A 14,832-nucleotide genomic window follows, 5' to 3' on the forward strand; every position below is an offset into this window, starting at 1 on the left:
CGTCACTCTCCCTTAGACAATTTCTCGTAAACAACCTTCCACTCTTCTAATCGGCTAGTTTCTTGCATGGCTGAACGTTCAGAATCAATTTGACGAATTGATTCTTGAAGAATATGTTGTCGTAATCCTTCCCCTTCTAAATCAACCACATGTGTTGCCCAATCACGTAACCGTGTATTTTGTTGTGCTAAATAGGATTCGGCTTCAGGTTTAGTTGCTACTTGAAGAGCTTCCCGAAGCTTTTCTTTTTCGTTCTTTTCAAAGAAGGATTTATTGTTTTTGTAATAAGTCTTCACATGTACATAAGGGGCAGAGTTTGTTAAAGGCCCTTCAAATTCAAGTAATTTCGCTTCTGCCATTTCATAAGGAACAAATGAGAAACTACTATTCATTTCTTTTAATACATGGATGTCGTCTTTTTGACGATGTTGCAACGCTTTGCTAATCCATTGATTTAAGCGGAAATTGGTTACTCTCATTTCTTGTTCAAAATCAAAACTTAACATGGCAAGCGTTTCTTTCAAGGCATAATCAAGCGCTTCTTGAGAAGTTTTATTAGCAAACACAGAAGGGTTATAAGACTCTTTAAAGAAATCCGGGTACCTGTAATAGACGCGTTGTAAAACATAATACAACAGTTCGTCTAATTCTTGGAACGCATTTTTAGTAACTACCCCTGCCGCGGAACTGGTAAAGCGTTGACGTACTTTTTGTTCAAGCTGACGAAGTTCTTGTAAACGTTCTTCTTTACGTAATAAATTTGATTCAGTTTGTTTAATTAATCCCGACAAGCGTTCGATCGTTTTTTCAGTTTCTTCAGCTAAAGCTAATACAGCCATTGCTTTTAAATCTGCAGATAAGAAGTGTTGGAATGATTCTTCAAAAACAGTCATCCCTGATTCTAAGTTAATCGACTCTTCCTTTTCTTTTAACGCTTGTAGACTAGAGACACCATAAACACGTGGGTAGCGAATGCCAAATCTTTGCAGTTCATTGGTCACATAGTTTTTAACATCTTCTGCTTCCTCATCGTTGGTAGCTAGATCTATGGCATTTACAATAAAGAACATTTTGTCTAGTTCAAAGGCATCTTTCACACGCCCAAGTTGGATTAAGAATTCTCGGTCTGCTCTTGCAAATGCATGATTGTAATACGTAATAAAGAGAATTGCATCAGCATTTCGAATATAATCAAATGCTACACCCGTATGTCGTGCATTTATCGAGTCTGCTCCAGGCGTATCAACTAACGTGACGCCCATTCTCGTTAATTCGCAATCATAATAAAAATCAATGGTGTCCACAAAACAACTTTTGTTTTCTTGAGCCACAAATTCTTCAAAGTCGCTACGACCGACTCGCAGAGTTGTACCTAATTGATTTTTGAATGTTGGATAACCTTCTTTAAATGCACGAATAAAAGCTTTGTGTACTTGTAAGCCTTCATTTTGCAATGGCATTTCATTTACATCAGAAGCTGTTTTATACGCTTCATCTAATGAAGTCACTGTTAATCCAATAGCCTGAAATGAAAAGGCAACATCTGAAAAGAATTGATCATGCGTTTTCAATTTCACATCAGCCGTTTCATGAGGGTGATTTTCAGTTACTGGGCGTATTTTATTAATTGCTGCTGTCGTAGGATTAGGTGAGACCGGTAGAACATTTGCACCCATTAAGGCATTTGAAAATGATGATTTCCCAGCACTGAAAGCACCAAATAATGCAATCGTGAAATCTTGATTTTCTAGACGTTTTGATTTCGTTTGAAGATAGCGAGATACTTCGGAAAACCCTTGAATATGTTCGATTTGATTCGCAATATATTTTGCTCGGGATATTGTCTCATTTAAAGCAACAACTTCGGTTTCAGGGCTGTCGTTTTGCACATCAACTGTGTTGTCTTCACTGTCATTTACTCGAATCATCGAGGGATCAAATGGAATCATTTGTTGTTCTTCCATAATTTGATTTCCAGCCCATTTTCCTACTAAATCACTAGAATCTTTAATAACGTGTTTAGAAGGCATGGACCATTCTTTTGTAAAATCATCTAGTTGTTTGATTAACTGCTCAAGTGTTTCAATCGCTAATACTTTTTCTTGATACACCCTAGATTTAGAATCCGCTTGTCCAGATTCATCCTCTGGTAATTCATCAATCGCTTTTGCTTGTTCGTTTTTCCAGCCATCAGTTTGTTGAATAAACCATTTTTTCGTTGCTTCTACTACACGGTTTGCAAAGTTTAATACCGATTCCGCTGTAACTAAAGAACCTTTTTGTATTTGATTATCAATTAATTGTAATGGTGGGTGAAATTCAATTGTATCAATCGTTAGTGACTGTTCATCGCTCAATAATCCAACATCTTTTATTGATTGTTTCATTAATGAACGCATATGCCCCGCAATTTGAGATTGAATAACGACATCGTATTCTTTTTCAACTTGTTGCCCACGAGCCATTCTTTCTTCTTCTGTTTTCTTCCCACTAAAAAATAATCCAACTTTAAAATTCTCCTGTTTCGCTTCAACATACGATTTCAACTTATCTCGAAGTTCATACGGCATCATGTTCGCATTATCAAGTAGTTTTTTTCGATTGAGTTCAAATGTATCAATCCAAGCTTTTGACGTGAGCAAAGTGAATTGTTTTTGATAAAGTTCAGCTGTTTTGCGCACTTCTTCTTTCGTCGCCCATTCTTCCTCTGATAACACATTAGAGAATGTTTCTTTACACTCGTCTTTTTCATCTTGCAAATATTCAAGGTGTTCATCGTGTAATTTCTGTAAAGTATTATTGGATGACGTCACTAATTGTTGTTGCCAATTCGTCATGCTGTACATCACAATTTGTTGAACTTCATCAAAATCATTGTACAAATGATTTTTGTCTTTTAATGAAGTGAAAAAGATTTTTTTTGGCACAACACCCCATGCTTCAAATGAAGAGTGGACTGAGTCTTTAAATTGCTCAAAGGTCAACTCATTTTCACGGTGTTTATCGATTTGGTTCACGATTAAATACACATTGTTATTGTATTTCATCAGTTGCTTAGTAAAGCTAAAGTTCAATTCAGATTGAACATGATTGTAGTCCATCATATAAAAAACGATATCAGCTAAATGCAGGGATGATTCAGTCGACATCCGATGTGCATCATCCGTAGAATCAACACCTGGCGTATCCATAACAGTGATACCTTCAGGCAATACAGAAGATTCATGGCCGATTTCAATTTGTGAAACTGCATCCCCGTCTTTACAAAATTCTTTCACTGTTTCGAAATCATAATCTCCTGTGAATTTAACCGGCTGTTGATCTTGCATGTAGACAATAGCAAAATCAGTTGTTGCTTTATGTATTTTGACGATATTAGCACTTGTTGGAATGGGGCTTGAAGGAAGAAGTTGTTCTCCAGTTAACGCATTGATCATCGATGATTTACCCGCTGAAAAATGTCCGGCAAAACCGATAGTAAACTCCCGATTCATTAATTTTCTAGCAAATAATTCGGTTTTGTTTAATCGCTCCACATCGTCCGTTCGTTTAAATAATGTGTAAGCTTGAGCTGTTTCTTGTAATAATAGATTTATTTTGGCATCAAATGATTGCATACTTTACTTGAACTCCTTTGTTAAAAAGTATGTCTATCATATCATGTTTGAAACAGCCGTATCATACTGGGTTATAACTTGTTAAAAATCCAACATATTAAATAGCACTTGATTCAATTGACAAAGATTATATGGTATGAACCATAAACACCAAAAGCTTGGTGTGATGTTAATGTTTCTTAAATTTCACCAATTCTTTTTCCATCTTTTATACTTTTCTTTTTCATATTTTCTGTTTTATTGTTCAACTAATCTTCCCCGTTAGTTAAAAGATGCAAAAAATGGTGCTGCCTCTGCAACTCACTAAGATCAACAGCTCTTGCACCTTTTAGTGCAATAAGTGATTACGTAAAAACCCCTCTTGTACGTACACAAGAGAGGTTTACTTTCAGCCGAAATTTCAGGAGTCATTTATTTATTTGAAAATTTGATTTTTTAAATGGTGTTCCATATGTTCAAGATAATCTTTAATAAGCCACTCAAGAGTCATAACTTTATTATTACCTATATCACATAGATACGTTAGTTTTTTGGTGGGGATTTTAACGATAACTTTTATTATCTTTTTATTTAAGTTACACCATAGATTTATTATTTCTTCAATTGATATATCTTGATAATCCTGTATATCTACCCACTGATCTTGATTATATGGGGTAAGGAAAAATGGCTGTAATTCATATTGAATTTTGATAAATCTTTCAAGGTTATTAATAGCTGAGTCACATAAATGGCCCAAAATCTCTTTTTTTGACCACTTAAGAGGCATAGGTCGTTGAGACACATCTAATTCGGACATCCGACTGAACTCTTCTGGGACCTTTATTATCCAATTATTTAAATTATCAATAACGCTTTGCATATTTTTCCCCTCTTACTGTATTAAGTTAATCTCAATTAGCACAAGCAGTTATCATAAATAGCCCATACCCTCCTCTATATCTCTAATTTATTTTCTCTCTTAAGAATCGCACTCTAGGTAAGAGTAAATTCCTTTTTCATAAATACGCTATTTGGGTCCTCAATGTACTCGGAAAACGGGTTACAATATTTGAATCCGAAACTAGAATATAGTCGTCTTGCTGGTTCGAAAGAATCCATGGATCCAGTTTCCAAACTTAACCGCTCATAGTCCCGTCGCTTTGATTCTTCAATTATGTGTTGAAGCAGTCGCTTTGCAACACCTTTCCGGAGATGTAATGAAGATGTTCTCATTGATTTTATCTCTCCATGATGCTCGTCAATTTCTTTAAGAGCTCCGAAACCCACTAATTCATTTTCTTCCCATGCACTCCAAAATGTAATGTCTGGACTTTGCAATTGTTCAAGATTTAAGGCATGTATACTTTCTCGTGGTGAATTTAGTATCATACTATGAAGATGCTCCCTTACCAATTCAGCAACTTCAAGTCCTGTTAAATCATCTATTTTAATATCCATAATTAATCCCTCCTTTATTTCCCACGTAGACAGCTATGATATTTCATTAAACACCCGTTAGTTTAATGTTTACTTTATGGCCATTCGTTTAATGGCTGTATCTTTATTTTTTGATACTGGTATGTGTGACAGTGCTTTTGAAAGTCCTATTTTAGGCATATTATTATAGATTGCTTCTGATGCACCCTTTTCAATTTTGTAGGTTTCGTGATAGACACCTACACTTCCATTATTATTAATTTTTTTATTATAAGCTTTCCACGCAAGTGAATGAGTATTTCCATGAGCATAGGTTATTAATTCATCAAATCCCTTCCAATATTGAATAAGAGTTATTGTTCGCCAACTAAACAAAACTTCGGTATGTATAAATCCCCATTGAGGATTTTGATATAACTCTTTAATCATAGGTCCCATTGCTTTGGCAACTGGTAGCCACTTGGAAATTGCAAATATTTGATTAATGCGCATACCGATAATAAAAACCACAAAATCTTCGTCTCTAGAGTCAGCGGTATACCTGCCATTATAAATTTTATTTCCCAAGTCTAAATTCCCCCAGTAATTTGTATTTAGCCAATTCAATTTTGATAACTAACCCTTTTTCTTCTAACCTTCCACTTTAGCTGACGGAGGTGATTTGCTCACAGACAACTCCTGTTTAATCTACAGTTCAATTTGTTTAATTATTTTCGCAGGATTTCCACCTACGACCACATTGTCCGGGACATCTTTTACTACGACTGAGCCAGAAGCAATAACTACATTATTACCTATGTTAACTCCTGGGTTGATAACGGATCTCCCACCAATCCAGACATTGTGTCCAATATTAACTGGTATTCCGTATTCTACACCCGATATTCTTTCATTTGGATTAAGTGGATGGGTTGCTGTATAAATGTGTACCCCCGGTGCAATAAAGCAGTTATCACCTATTCGAATGTCACAAACATCCAATATTACACAATCAAAATTAGCATAGAAATTTTCACCAACATGTATGTTATAGCCATAATCACAGCGAAAAGTTGGTTCTATGTATAGATTTTTTTCAGTTGAACCTAACAATTCTTGTAATAGTTCAGTTCTTTTATTCTCATCTGTTTCGATTGTTTGATTATATAATCTAGTTAGTCTTCGTGCGTTTAATCTTTCTTTCAGTAATTCCGGGTCAGCTGGATTATAAAGATCACCGTTCAACATTTTCTCTTTTTCAGTTGTCATTTTTTGAATCTCCTTAACAAATATTAATGTGCAGTGAATATCAAGATAATCATTTCCAAGAATATCTTGTTCATGTAAATCGTAATATTAGTTTACATAATTATATTATAGGAAGAAACCATACATCTTCTTCACCATATACATCTCCGGTCGGAAGAAAGCCAAAACTTTTATATAATTTAAAAGCATTTTCGTTCTCTCTATATACGGTAAGACGAATTTCTTTACAAATGGTAAATCTATTTGCTATCCAATGAACCATCTCAGTTAATGCAGCCCTACCATATCCTTTACCCTGATAATTCTCATCAATTATAAATCCGTTTATCCAATACATATTCGTTGTATTTTCATCGTATGCATGCATAATAAAACCGACCATTTTCTCGTTGTCATAGATGGCAAAGGGTAAATAAACAATGTTGTCCCCGTCTGGCTTAATATAAACTTTGGCAAGTGATACCGCTACTTGGGGAACAAAGTTACTTTGTTGTTTCTGAACTTTTAGAGCTAAAGCTTCTTCCCAGTTTTCTCTCGTAACACTTTTCAATTGTACTTTCATAGATTTTACCTCTTATCATAATGTGACATATATTATCTTAATTAATTCTCCATTGACACTGGAATACCTTCTTCAAGCTTGTACCTTTGGTTGAATGAGAAAATACGCTCAGTAACAACTTTTCCCATTAATGCTGAGGTGTCCTGGAAATATAAAAATCCGTAACGGATTGGATAACCGTTACGGGTATTCTTTTCGTATATTATTCTTTCAGCGTTACCACTGGAACTCGTACATTCATCAAAACATTATAGGCAAACAAAATCGTACTGATTACTACAAGTGTTGTACCTAGTGAAATAAAAACAGTTGCTTGCTCTGATCCGCTAATAAGTAAAGTAACCAATCCCCCCATCATCAATGGAAGTCCTATATTTGCTCCCCAGAAATGGACCTTCGCAAGTGTATGATTTCCCGCTTTTGGAAATAAATAATATATGATTCCTGCAAGTGCGAATGAAGCCCAGCCCAGTAAATTAATGTGTACATGTACGCCTTTCAAAACATAATCATGCTCCATTGACATATACATCCCCAACAGAACTCCAATGGTAAAATAAATAACTGACACTTTAATAAATTTAATTCCCACTTTTTTTCTCCTTCCTATATAAAGAATAATACTTACCTTATTATTCTATTTTCGAAAAGGAGATAGTATTCTCTAGACAACTCGTGTTATCCATCTTTTACAAATTATTTAACAATAACCACTGGGGAAAAATAATACAAGATAGACGAAATGTTCAGATTAAACACAATAATTATTTACTGCATTGAAAGGGTTGCTCAAAATCATAGTTAAATGGTATGTTTTAAAACGGATTCTAATTTAGGGAGGCTTATTATGAATACGTTTATGAATACGTTTATGAAGAAAAAACGCTTTGCATTAATTACAGGAATTATGTCAATTTTCCTTTTAACTGCTTGTAACAATGATGATAGCAGTAATACTTCAAATGAATCAGAAAAAGCAGCGACAGCTTGGGATAAAATTAAAGAAGAAGGTTCAATTACAGTAGCTACATCAGGAACACTTTTCCCTACTTCTTACCGGGATGAAAATTCTGATGAGTTAACAGGCTTTGAAGTAGAAGTCGTTCGTGAAGTTGCAAAACGCCTTGAACTTGACATCGAATTTAAAGAGCTTGGTTTTGATGAGATGCTTACAAGTGTCAAAACGGGACAAGTCGATATGGCTGCAAATGACATTGAAATGAACGAAGACCGTCTAGAGAACTTTATTTTCTCTACTCCGATTAAACATTCATTTGGTACAGCAGTTGTTCGCAAAGGCGATTTATCAGGTATTAAAACGTTAGAAGACCTCAAAGGTAAAAAAGCTGCTGGAGCTTCTACATCCGTTTATATGGAATTGGCACGTCAATATGGTGCTGAAGAAGTAACGTATGACAATGCACCAAACGAAGTGTATTTACGTGATGTAGGGATTGGTCGAACAGACGTAATATTAAATGATTATTACCTTCAAACTCTTGCAGTAGCTGCATTTCCTGACTTGAATATTACGATTCATCCAGATATTAAATACAGTCCATCTAAAATTGGTTTTGCAATAAACAAAGAAAACACAGAGCTTGAAGAAAACGTCAATCAAGTGATTGATGAAATGCTAGAAGACGGAACAATTGCTGAAATTTCAGCTAAGTTCTTTAATGGAGCAGACGTTACTCAAGTAGTTGACATTAAGTAATAGCAATGGGGGGAAATGCTAATGAATGAAATAGAATGGGGTCTTTTATTTGATCCTCAACTCGCCATTGATTCTTTCCCCTATGTTCTAAGTGGGATAGGATATACACTGTTAATTGCGCTTGTGAGTATGGTGGTTGGATTAATCATCGGTTTTTTCCTTGCTCTTGCACGCACATCATCATATTTCATCTTACAATGGCCCGCTAGAATGTATATTTCATTTATGAGGGGCGTACCAATTCTTGTAATCTTATTTCTCTTGTATTTTGGTTTTCCAGTAGTGGGTATTGAATTTACAGCGGTGCAAGCAGCTTTAATTGGCTTTAGCTTAAATAGTGCTGCGTATATGGCTGAAATTCTTCGCTCTTCCCTGTCATCCGTTGATATTGGCCAATGGGAATCTTCAAAAGCACTAGGCCTGTCTTACTGGCAATCGATGAAGCGAATTATTCTTCCACAATCAGTAAGAATTGCGATACCGCCGTTATCGAACGTCCTAATGGATTTAATAAAAGCATCATCCCTTGCAGCCATGATTACGGTACCAGAGATTTTCCAAAAAGCACGTATCATAGGTGCAAGAGAATATGATTTGTTGACGCTTTTAATTTTGGTGGCACTCATATACTGGGCCATTTGTTCAGCAATGACCGTAATTCAAAATTACTTAGAAAAACGCTATGCTAAATATCTTTAGAAAAGTTACATGCGTATAACCTAAAAAAAACCCATCTTTTCTAGCGAACATTCCGCTTGGAAGGATGGGTTTTTTTATTAGTAACTTTATTACAGCACTTTACTCAAAAATGCTTGTGTACGCTCATGTTGCGGAGAATTAAATATTTGTTCAGGTGTCCCTTCTTCTACAAGAAGTCCTTGATCCATGAATAATACTCGGTCTCCCATTTCTTTAGCAAAGCCCATTTCATGTGTTACGACCACCATCGTCATGCCTTCATTCGCAAGTTGTTTCATCACGTCCAACACTTCATTGACCATTTCCGGATCAAGTGCAGAAGTTGGTTCATCGAACAGCATAATTTTCGGTTGCATCGCTAGTGCTCTAGCAATGGCCACACGTTGCATTTGCCCGCCTGAAAGCTGTTCAGGATAAGAATTCGCTTTGTCACCAAGTCCAACTTTTTTCAGTAATTGATGGGCAAGTGTTTGAGCTTCTTTAGGATTCATGTTTTTAATCTTAATTGGTGCGATCGTAATGTTTTCCAATACACGCATATGCGGAAATAGGTTGAATTGTTGGAAAACCATGCCTACTTCTTTTCGAATGGCATTGATGTCCGTTTTGGCATCATTCACTTTTACACCATCGATGAACACATCCCCAGACGTTACATCCTCTAGCATATTAATGCATCGTAAAAAAGTGCTTTTTCCTGAGCCACTTGGACCAATTACACAAATAATTTCTTTTTCTTTCACTTCATAATCGATGCCATTTAGTACTTCTAATTCTCCAAACGATTTATGTAATCCCTGGATTTTAATCATCTGTCCACCGTCCTAACCATTACCGCCGAATTGAAAACATACCTTTTTTCTGTTTAGGAACAAAACTGTTACTAAAGCGGTTTTCAACATACGTAATAATTTTCCCAAAGAAGAATGTAAGAAATAAGTATAATATCGCCACTGTGATATATGGTTCCCAAAAGCGAGAATATGCACCTGCGACGACTTTTCCTGCATACAATAAATCATTTGCTGCAATAACTGTCACTAAAGAAGAGTCTTTTAATAATGCAATTAACTCATTACCAAGTGGCGGAATCATTCGACGTAATGCTTGTGGCAATATAATATGTCTCATAGCCATATTATTTGGCATCCCGAGTGATCTCGCTGCTTCCATTTGACCTTTTTCAATCGACTGAATACCCGCACGGATAATTTCTGCATTATAGGCAGCACTATTTAAAATAAGCGCCACACAACCTGAAACAAAATACCCTAATGAATGACCAAAAATTGCTGGTATGATCGCTAAATGGATTAAAAGAATTTGTACGAGCAATGGCGTTCCACGGAAGAAATCAACATAGTATTTACTCGGATAATATATCCATTTTTTCTTCGAAAGCTTACCCATTCCTAAAAATAATCCTAATACAATCCCGCCTAAATAACCGACAATTGTAAGAGCAAGTGTAATCCAAATTCCGCGAATAAATAATTCCTTATAGTTCCAAATTATATCCCATCTTATGTCTGGAAAATCCATGTCAATCACCTCCGCTACCCTGTTAAATGTAAAGTTACTCTACATCAAAACCAGTGATTTCTTTTAACTTTCCATTTGCCTTTAATTTCTCAATTCCTTCGTTTAAAAGAGTGAGTAATTCTTCATTTCCTTTTTTAACCATCAAGCCATAATACTCTTTTTCAAAAGCTTCATCTTCAACTGTTTTCAATGCAACTTTTGGATTATTCTTCTTATATTCATTAATGACTGCATTGTCCCCAATTGCAGCATCCGCATTGCCATTTAACATTTCACTAATTGCAAGTGGCATTGATTCCATAGCAACAATTTTTGAACTTGTATTCCCAAGTAATCCTTGTACTACTTTATGGCCCGTTGTATTCATCTGAACTGATACTTTTTTATCCTTCAAATCTTTGAATTTACCAACTGAAGATTCTTCTGGAACTAAAATTAATTGATTAGCTACGTAGTAAGGATCCGAAAAATCGTATGTTTCTTTTCGTTCATCTGTAATCGTAATTGAAGAAACTGCAAAGTCTACTTCTTCATTTGATACTGCGGTGAATAATGGTTCAAATCCATAATTTTTGAATTCTACTTCTATGTCTAATTCCTTTGCAAGCGCTTTAATAATATCAATATCCGTACCAACGATGTTGCCTTTGTCATCCATATATTCCATTGGTGCATATGTAGCATCTGTTCCAACAATGTATTTCTTATCCCCACCATTTCCTCCTGTTGTATCTGTTCCACAGCCCACCAGAGCCAAACTTATACTAGATAAAATGATGCCTAAAGAAAACAAGCGTTTAACACGTTTCAATAAAATACCCCCTATTAATCTAGTTTTTAATAAATTCTGATTGTTGTTAATTATCTGAATACTTGCGATAATTAATTTTATTATATATGAATACTACTTACCATACAATAGAAAAATATAGGCGATTTTAGTAGAAAGATAGAGAAAACATAGAAATTATAGATAAGAAAACTTTAAATTTTGCCCAAAAATGCAACTAAAAATAAGGCCATTTACTATACAAGTAATAGTAAATGGCCTTATATAAAATTTATCTTTCTGCATTATTTCTCAAAAACTTGATGAATTACATCACTTGTTTTGCTGTTATTTAAATTTTTGTAAATACAGCTTGTTGGTTTTTTACGTAATATTTCAGAGAAAGCAATTGCCAATTCAGTTTCCCCTGCTACATGGATTTCTTCCCAACCTCGTTCTTTTTTCAAGCGTTCCACGGTAATACCCATACTTTTAAAGAACCTGTTTAAATTTTCTTTCAAACGGGACTCTAGAAAATCCACTTTACTACTTCCAATTACATGGGAACCAGTAGGGTCCATCTGTTTCGATTGTCCCCATTCTTCAAGGTTCGGATCAAATACGTAAGTAATTTCTTCCTTTACTACTCCCATTGCCGTATCCAAAATACGTACTTCCCCAAAGCTTGGTAAAATAATACCGGCTTCTGGATAGGCCTTGTACATATATTCTAGTTGTTCAAGAACCGGATGGTCTTCCCAGTGGAAGCTTGATTTAACTGGTACTTGTACATAGTGAACCGACCACAATTCCGGGTTTTCTGAAGCAAATAGAACGACTCCTTTTCGTAACTCATCCGGATTTTTATCTAGTTCATCTAATACTTTTTCCTTCAGTGCTTTTAATGATTTCAATTCAGTTTCTTTGTCTGACAGAAATTTATTTAGCTCTTTAAATCCATTTTTCATATGGATTTTCCAGCCTCCGTTTAAATTGTCTGGGTCTCCCGGATTCGTATTTAAATACATACTCAACACACCGCGTTCACCACTATGAAAGTCTTTCAATGCTTTAAGTTCTTTGCTTGATAACATGAGTTCCTTTACCTCCTAATAGTCTATACTTTAAAGCATGCCCTTGGATAACCAAGTTTAAAACGAATCGATTATTTGAACTTTCTGCTCGAATACCCATCCATTAGATATTTCACAAACGTATCATCTCTCACTAACCACGTAGCATAGTTTCTTTTCAAATATTTCTCCCCTTCATCAAAACTTTCAAATTTTAAATCGAGTATTTTTTTATTTTTTTCAATAATCCATTCGCTTTCCCCTGAGGGATAGAGAAAGAAAATTTCTTCCGTTTGATTTTTATAAAGACATCCGAATATAGAATGTTTTATATTGTATCGGTTTCGCCTTGCGTCTTCCCTCAGGGGATCTAAGTTAAATGTCTCTAAAACAAACTGAGCGTATGCTTCTTTAGTTAGTGAACTACCCGATGCTTTTGCATGCCCTCCGCCACCGAATGTACCAGCTACTTCTGAAACATCTACATGATCGTGTATGGTTCGAAATCCTAAGCGTTTTCCACCAATATTTAAAATAGCAATATAGTCTAAATGTGGGTATTCTTTGCCGAGTTCATTGCCAAGTTCAGAATGATAAGATTCGGCATACACAATACCTGCTAGATAATTCCCAACTTGTGTTTGGATAAGTTCTCTGCGTTTGCGTCGAATATAACGTTCGATTTTATTCTCTTCCATATCGAGTATTTTGTTTTCGAATTCGTCAAAACGAAAATGGTCATCCGTCATTAGTCGACTCAACATTTTTTCTTCAAATTCCTCAATAGTAATTAAGTAAAAAAGTGCATTAAGACGCTGCGCATGTGCATTTTCATTTTTCTCCCATTCCCACGTATCATATTGTCTAACTAGCTCTACAAATTCAGCAATTGCCTCAGATGGTTTTAATAGTTGATTACTTACAAGATGTTCATAAAACAAGGAAGTCGCAGAAGTTAATTTCCCTTCTTCGTCCTCAACGACTACATGTCCCCATTCATATTCGTTAAAATGCAGTGCAGTTTTATGATGATCTAGCAACTGAACTCGTCCATCTGACTGGTAAAAGTCATTAAGTTTTCTTTCATTTTCGTCGTTTACAGACAAATCAGTAATAAATAAAAAGGTATTCTTATCATCATTTTCCAAGAACCACTCTACTTCACGATTTAGACTGGCAATGGAATTGTATCTAACCTTCACCTGTTTACCAAAAGCGAGTTTCGCTAATATACCGCATCCGACGCCGTCCAAATCATTATGAGATAACAATTTATACATATTTTTCACCTCTCAAAGTAGTATGGATTTAAAAGGTGGAAATTATTGATTCGGATTGTTTTTTATCTAAAGAAAAGAAAAATCGAAACAGAATAAATGTAATAGAATGAACGGTGGTTAGTGTTGAAACTTTAGGGAAGAATAACTTTTGTGTTTCTATTTTTTTGAATGAAGGATGTGAAAAAATGGCTAAAATCGCAGTTGAAAAACCCTATGAAGACGTGAAAAACGCCTTAGAAGAAAAAGGACATACAGTAACGATGTTCAATACAGATGAAAATGTTTCTGGTTATGATTTAGGAGTAGTAAGGGCAATTAACGAGGGACATAATGATGAATTCACATTTCCAGTAGTGGCAATGTCAGGGATGTCCACTGACAATGTTGTAGAAGCTGTGGAAAACCGATTAAGTCAGTTTTAATCTAAAGGCATAAATGTATACATTTGAAACTTAGTCGTAGTAGAAGCATCATGACTTAAAGCAAAAAAGTCGAGCGGGGCATGACCACCGCTCGACTCTTTTTCTACAGTCAATTGCAAGGAAGATTTTGTTCGTCGCTACCTTAATCTAAATGTACATTGGAATATTCTAACTTTAGAACTTATCGTATATCAAAAGGAGCTGATACTATGGATGCGAAACGCGCGCAAGAAATCTCTACATCACAAGTCATGGCCAGTGTCTCCTTTAACGGGGAACCCGTATATATTGAACATGTTGATCAAAGCAACGGACAGGTGACGATACATCCCCTTGCCAATCCATCAAGTAAACAAAGTGTTGCTGTAGCCGAATTAGCTGAACAATAATGGAGTTGGGCCATTTACTGTATTTTCTTTAGCCTCTTTCTTTATGGAAAGAGGCTTTTTATATTGAGTAAGAAAGATTTGTGATACCTTATGAG

At 35.4% G+C, this 14,832-nt stretch carries 16 protein-coding genes; 4 read left to right on the forward strand and 12 right to left on the reverse strand.

Features of this window, described 5'->3' with window-relative positions; all coding sequences use genetic code 11:
- Positions 1-2 precede the first annotated feature (2 nt).
- The 7 genes from C8K15_RS07610 to C8K15_RS07640 form a co-directional block, all read right to left on the reverse strand.
- Positions 3-3,617, reverse strand: coding sequence for a dynamin family protein (locus C8K15_RS07610; protein WP_108585825.1), 3,615 nt, complete (start codon positions 3,615-3,617; stop codon positions 3-5).
- A gap of 415 nt (positions 3,618-4,032) precedes the next feature.
- Positions 4,033-4,479, reverse strand: coding sequence for a DinB family protein (locus C8K15_RS07615; protein WP_108585826.1), 447 nt, complete (start codon positions 4,477-4,479; stop codon positions 4,033-4,035).
- A 113-nt stretch (positions 4,480-4,592) separates the two neighbouring features.
- The gene (locus C8K15_RS07620) at positions 4,593-5,057 is read right to left on the reverse strand and encodes a GNAT family N-acetyltransferase (protein WP_108585827.1); all 465 of its coding nucleotides are present in this window, start codon (positions 5,055-5,057) and stop codon (positions 4,593-4,595) included.
- A gap of 69 nt (positions 5,058-5,126) precedes the next feature.
- The gene (locus C8K15_RS07625) at positions 5,127-5,603 is read right to left on the reverse strand and encodes a DUF4188 domain-containing protein (protein WP_108585828.1); all 477 of its coding nucleotides are present in this window, start codon (positions 5,601-5,603) and stop codon (positions 5,127-5,129) included.
- 120 nt (positions 5,604-5,723) lie between these two features.
- Positions 5,724-6,284, reverse strand: a complete 561-nt coding sequence (locus C8K15_RS07630; protein WP_108585829.1) for a maltose acetyltransferase domain-containing protein — start codon at positions 6,282-6,284, stop codon at positions 5,724-5,726.
- A gap of 100 nt (positions 6,285-6,384) precedes the next feature.
- On the reverse strand, positions 6,385-6,846 hold the full coding sequence (locus C8K15_RS07635) for a GNAT family N-acetyltransferase (protein WP_108585830.1): 462 nt from the start codon (positions 6,844-6,846) through the stop codon (positions 6,385-6,387).
- A 202-nt stretch (positions 6,847-7,048) separates the two neighbouring features.
- The gene (locus C8K15_RS07640; protein WP_108585831.1) at positions 7,049-7,438 is read right to left on the reverse strand and encodes a cytochrome-c oxidase; all 390 of its coding nucleotides are present in this window, start codon (positions 7,436-7,438) and stop codon (positions 7,049-7,051) included.
- A 267-nt stretch (positions 7,439-7,705) separates the two neighbouring features.
- On the opposite strand from C8K15_RS07640, the gene C8K15_RS07645 reads away from it, so the two are divergent.
- Both C8K15_RS07645 and C8K15_RS07650 read left to right on the forward strand, forming a co-directional pair.
- Complete coding sequence (locus C8K15_RS07645) at positions 7,706-8,563, forward strand: transporter substrate-binding domain-containing protein (RefSeq protein ID WP_108585879.1); 858 nt, start codon at positions 7,706-7,708, stop codon at positions 8,561-8,563.
- A 21-nt stretch (positions 8,564-8,584) separates the two neighbouring features.
- Positions 8,585-9,262, forward strand: a complete 678-nt coding sequence (locus tag C8K15_RS07650) for an amino acid ABC transporter permease (protein ID WP_108585832.1) — start codon at positions 8,585-8,587, stop codon at positions 9,260-9,262.
- Positions 9,263-9,351: 89 nt separating this feature from the next.
- Here the strand turns inward: C8K15_RS07650 and C8K15_RS07655 are convergent, their stop codons facing one another.
- The 5 genes from C8K15_RS07655 to C8K15_RS07675 form a co-directional block, all read right to left on the reverse strand.
- Positions 9,352-10,074: an amino acid ABC transporter ATP-binding protein gene (locus C8K15_RS07655; RefSeq protein WP_108585833.1), complete on the reverse strand. Its 723-nt coding sequence runs from the start codon at positions 10,072-10,074 to the stop codon at positions 9,352-9,354.
- Positions 10,075-10,093: 19 nt separating this feature from the next.
- Positions 10,094-10,804, reverse strand: coding sequence for an amino acid ABC transporter permease (locus tag C8K15_RS07660; RefSeq protein WP_108585834.1), 711 nt, complete (start codon positions 10,802-10,804; stop codon positions 10,094-10,096).
- Between the two features lie 34 nt (positions 10,805-10,838).
- A complete protein-coding gene (locus C8K15_RS07665) occupies positions 10,839-11,615 on the reverse strand; it encodes a basic amino acid ABC transporter substrate-binding protein (protein WP_108585835.1) in 777 nt (258 codons plus the stop codon).
- Between the two features lie 263 nt (positions 11,616-11,878).
- Entirely contained in the window at positions 11,879-12,667 is a 789-nt protein-coding gene (locus C8K15_RS07670) for a VLRF1 family aeRF1-type release factor (RefSeq protein WP_108585836.1), read from the reverse strand.
- A gap of 71 nt (positions 12,668-12,738) precedes the next feature.
- A complete protein-coding gene (locus C8K15_RS07675) occupies positions 12,739-13,926 on the reverse strand; it encodes a DHH family phosphoesterase (RefSeq protein WP_108585837.1) in 1,188 nt (395 codons plus the stop codon).
- Between the two features lie 185 nt (positions 13,927-14,111).
- On the opposite strand from C8K15_RS07675, the gene C8K15_RS07680 reads away from it, so the two are divergent.
- A complete protein-coding gene (locus C8K15_RS07680) occupies positions 14,112-14,348 on the forward strand; it encodes a YkuS family protein (RefSeq protein ID WP_108585838.1) in 237 nt (78 codons plus the stop codon).
- A gap of 209 nt (positions 14,349-14,557) precedes the next feature.
- Positions 14,558-14,737 (forward strand): H-type small acid-soluble spore protein, encoded by a 180-nt coding sequence (locus C8K15_RS07685; protein ID WP_108585839.1) that lies wholly within the window; start codon positions 14,558-14,560, stop codon positions 14,735-14,737.
- The last annotated feature ends 95 nt before the right edge of the window (positions 14,738-14,832 follow it).

Source organism: Paenisporosarcina sp. OV554, assembly GCF_003058165.1.
Taxonomy (GTDB): Bacteria; Bacillota; Bacilli; order Bacillales_A; family Planococcaceae; genus Paenisporosarcina.

What these genes read in the sequence shown, in the direction of transcription:
- C8K15_RS07610 (WP_108585825.1), bottom strand. Translation starts at nt 3,617, where the DNA reads ATGCAATCATTTGATGCCAAAATAAATCTATTATTACAAGAAACAGCT.
- C8K15_RS07615 (WP_108585826.1), bottom strand. Translation starts at nt 4,479, where the DNA reads ATGCAAAGCGTTATTGATAATTTAAATAATTGGATAATAAAGGTCCCA.
- C8K15_RS07620 (WP_108585827.1), bottom strand. Translation starts at nt 5,057, where the DNA reads ATGGATATTAAAATAGATGATTTAACAGGACTTGAAGTTGCTGAATTG.
- C8K15_RS07630 (WP_108585829.1), bottom strand. Translation starts at nt 6,284, where the DNA reads ATGACAACTGAAAAAGAGAAAATGTTGAACGGTGATCTTTATAATCCA.
- C8K15_RS07635 (WP_108585830.1), bottom strand. Translation starts at nt 6,846, where the DNA reads ATGAAAGTACAATTGAAAAGTGTTACGAGAGAAAACTGGGAAGAAGCT.
- C8K15_RS07645 (WP_108585879.1), top strand. Translation starts at nt 7,706, where the DNA reads ATGAATACGTTTATGAAGAAAAAACGCTTTGCATTAATTACAGGAATT.
- C8K15_RS07650 (WP_108585832.1), top strand. Translation starts at nt 8,585, where the DNA reads ATGAATGAAATAGAATGGGGTCTTTTATTTGATCCTCAACTCGCCATT.
- C8K15_RS07655 (WP_108585833.1), bottom strand. Translation starts at nt 10,074, where the DNA reads ATGATTAAAATCCAGGGATTACATAAATCGTTTGGAGAATTAGAAGTA.
- C8K15_RS07660 (WP_108585834.1), bottom strand. Translation starts at nt 10,804, where the DNA reads ATGGATTTTCCAGACATAAGATGGGATATAATTTGGAACTATAAGGAA.
- C8K15_RS07670 (WP_108585836.1), bottom strand. Translation starts at nt 12,667, where the DNA reads ATGTTATCAAGCAAAGAACTTAAAGCATTGAAAGACTTTCATAGTGGT.
- C8K15_RS07675 (WP_108585837.1), bottom strand. Translation starts at nt 13,926, where the DNA reads ATGTATAAATTGTTATCTCATAATGATTTGGACGGCGTCGGATGCGGT.
- C8K15_RS07680 (WP_108585838.1), top strand. Translation starts at nt 14,112, where the DNA reads ATGGCTAAAATCGCAGTTGAAAAACCCTATGAAGACGTGAAAAACGCC.
- C8K15_RS07685 (WP_108585839.1), top strand. Translation starts at nt 14,558, where the DNA reads ATGGATGCGAAACGCGCGCAAGAAATCTCTACATCACAAGTCATGGCC.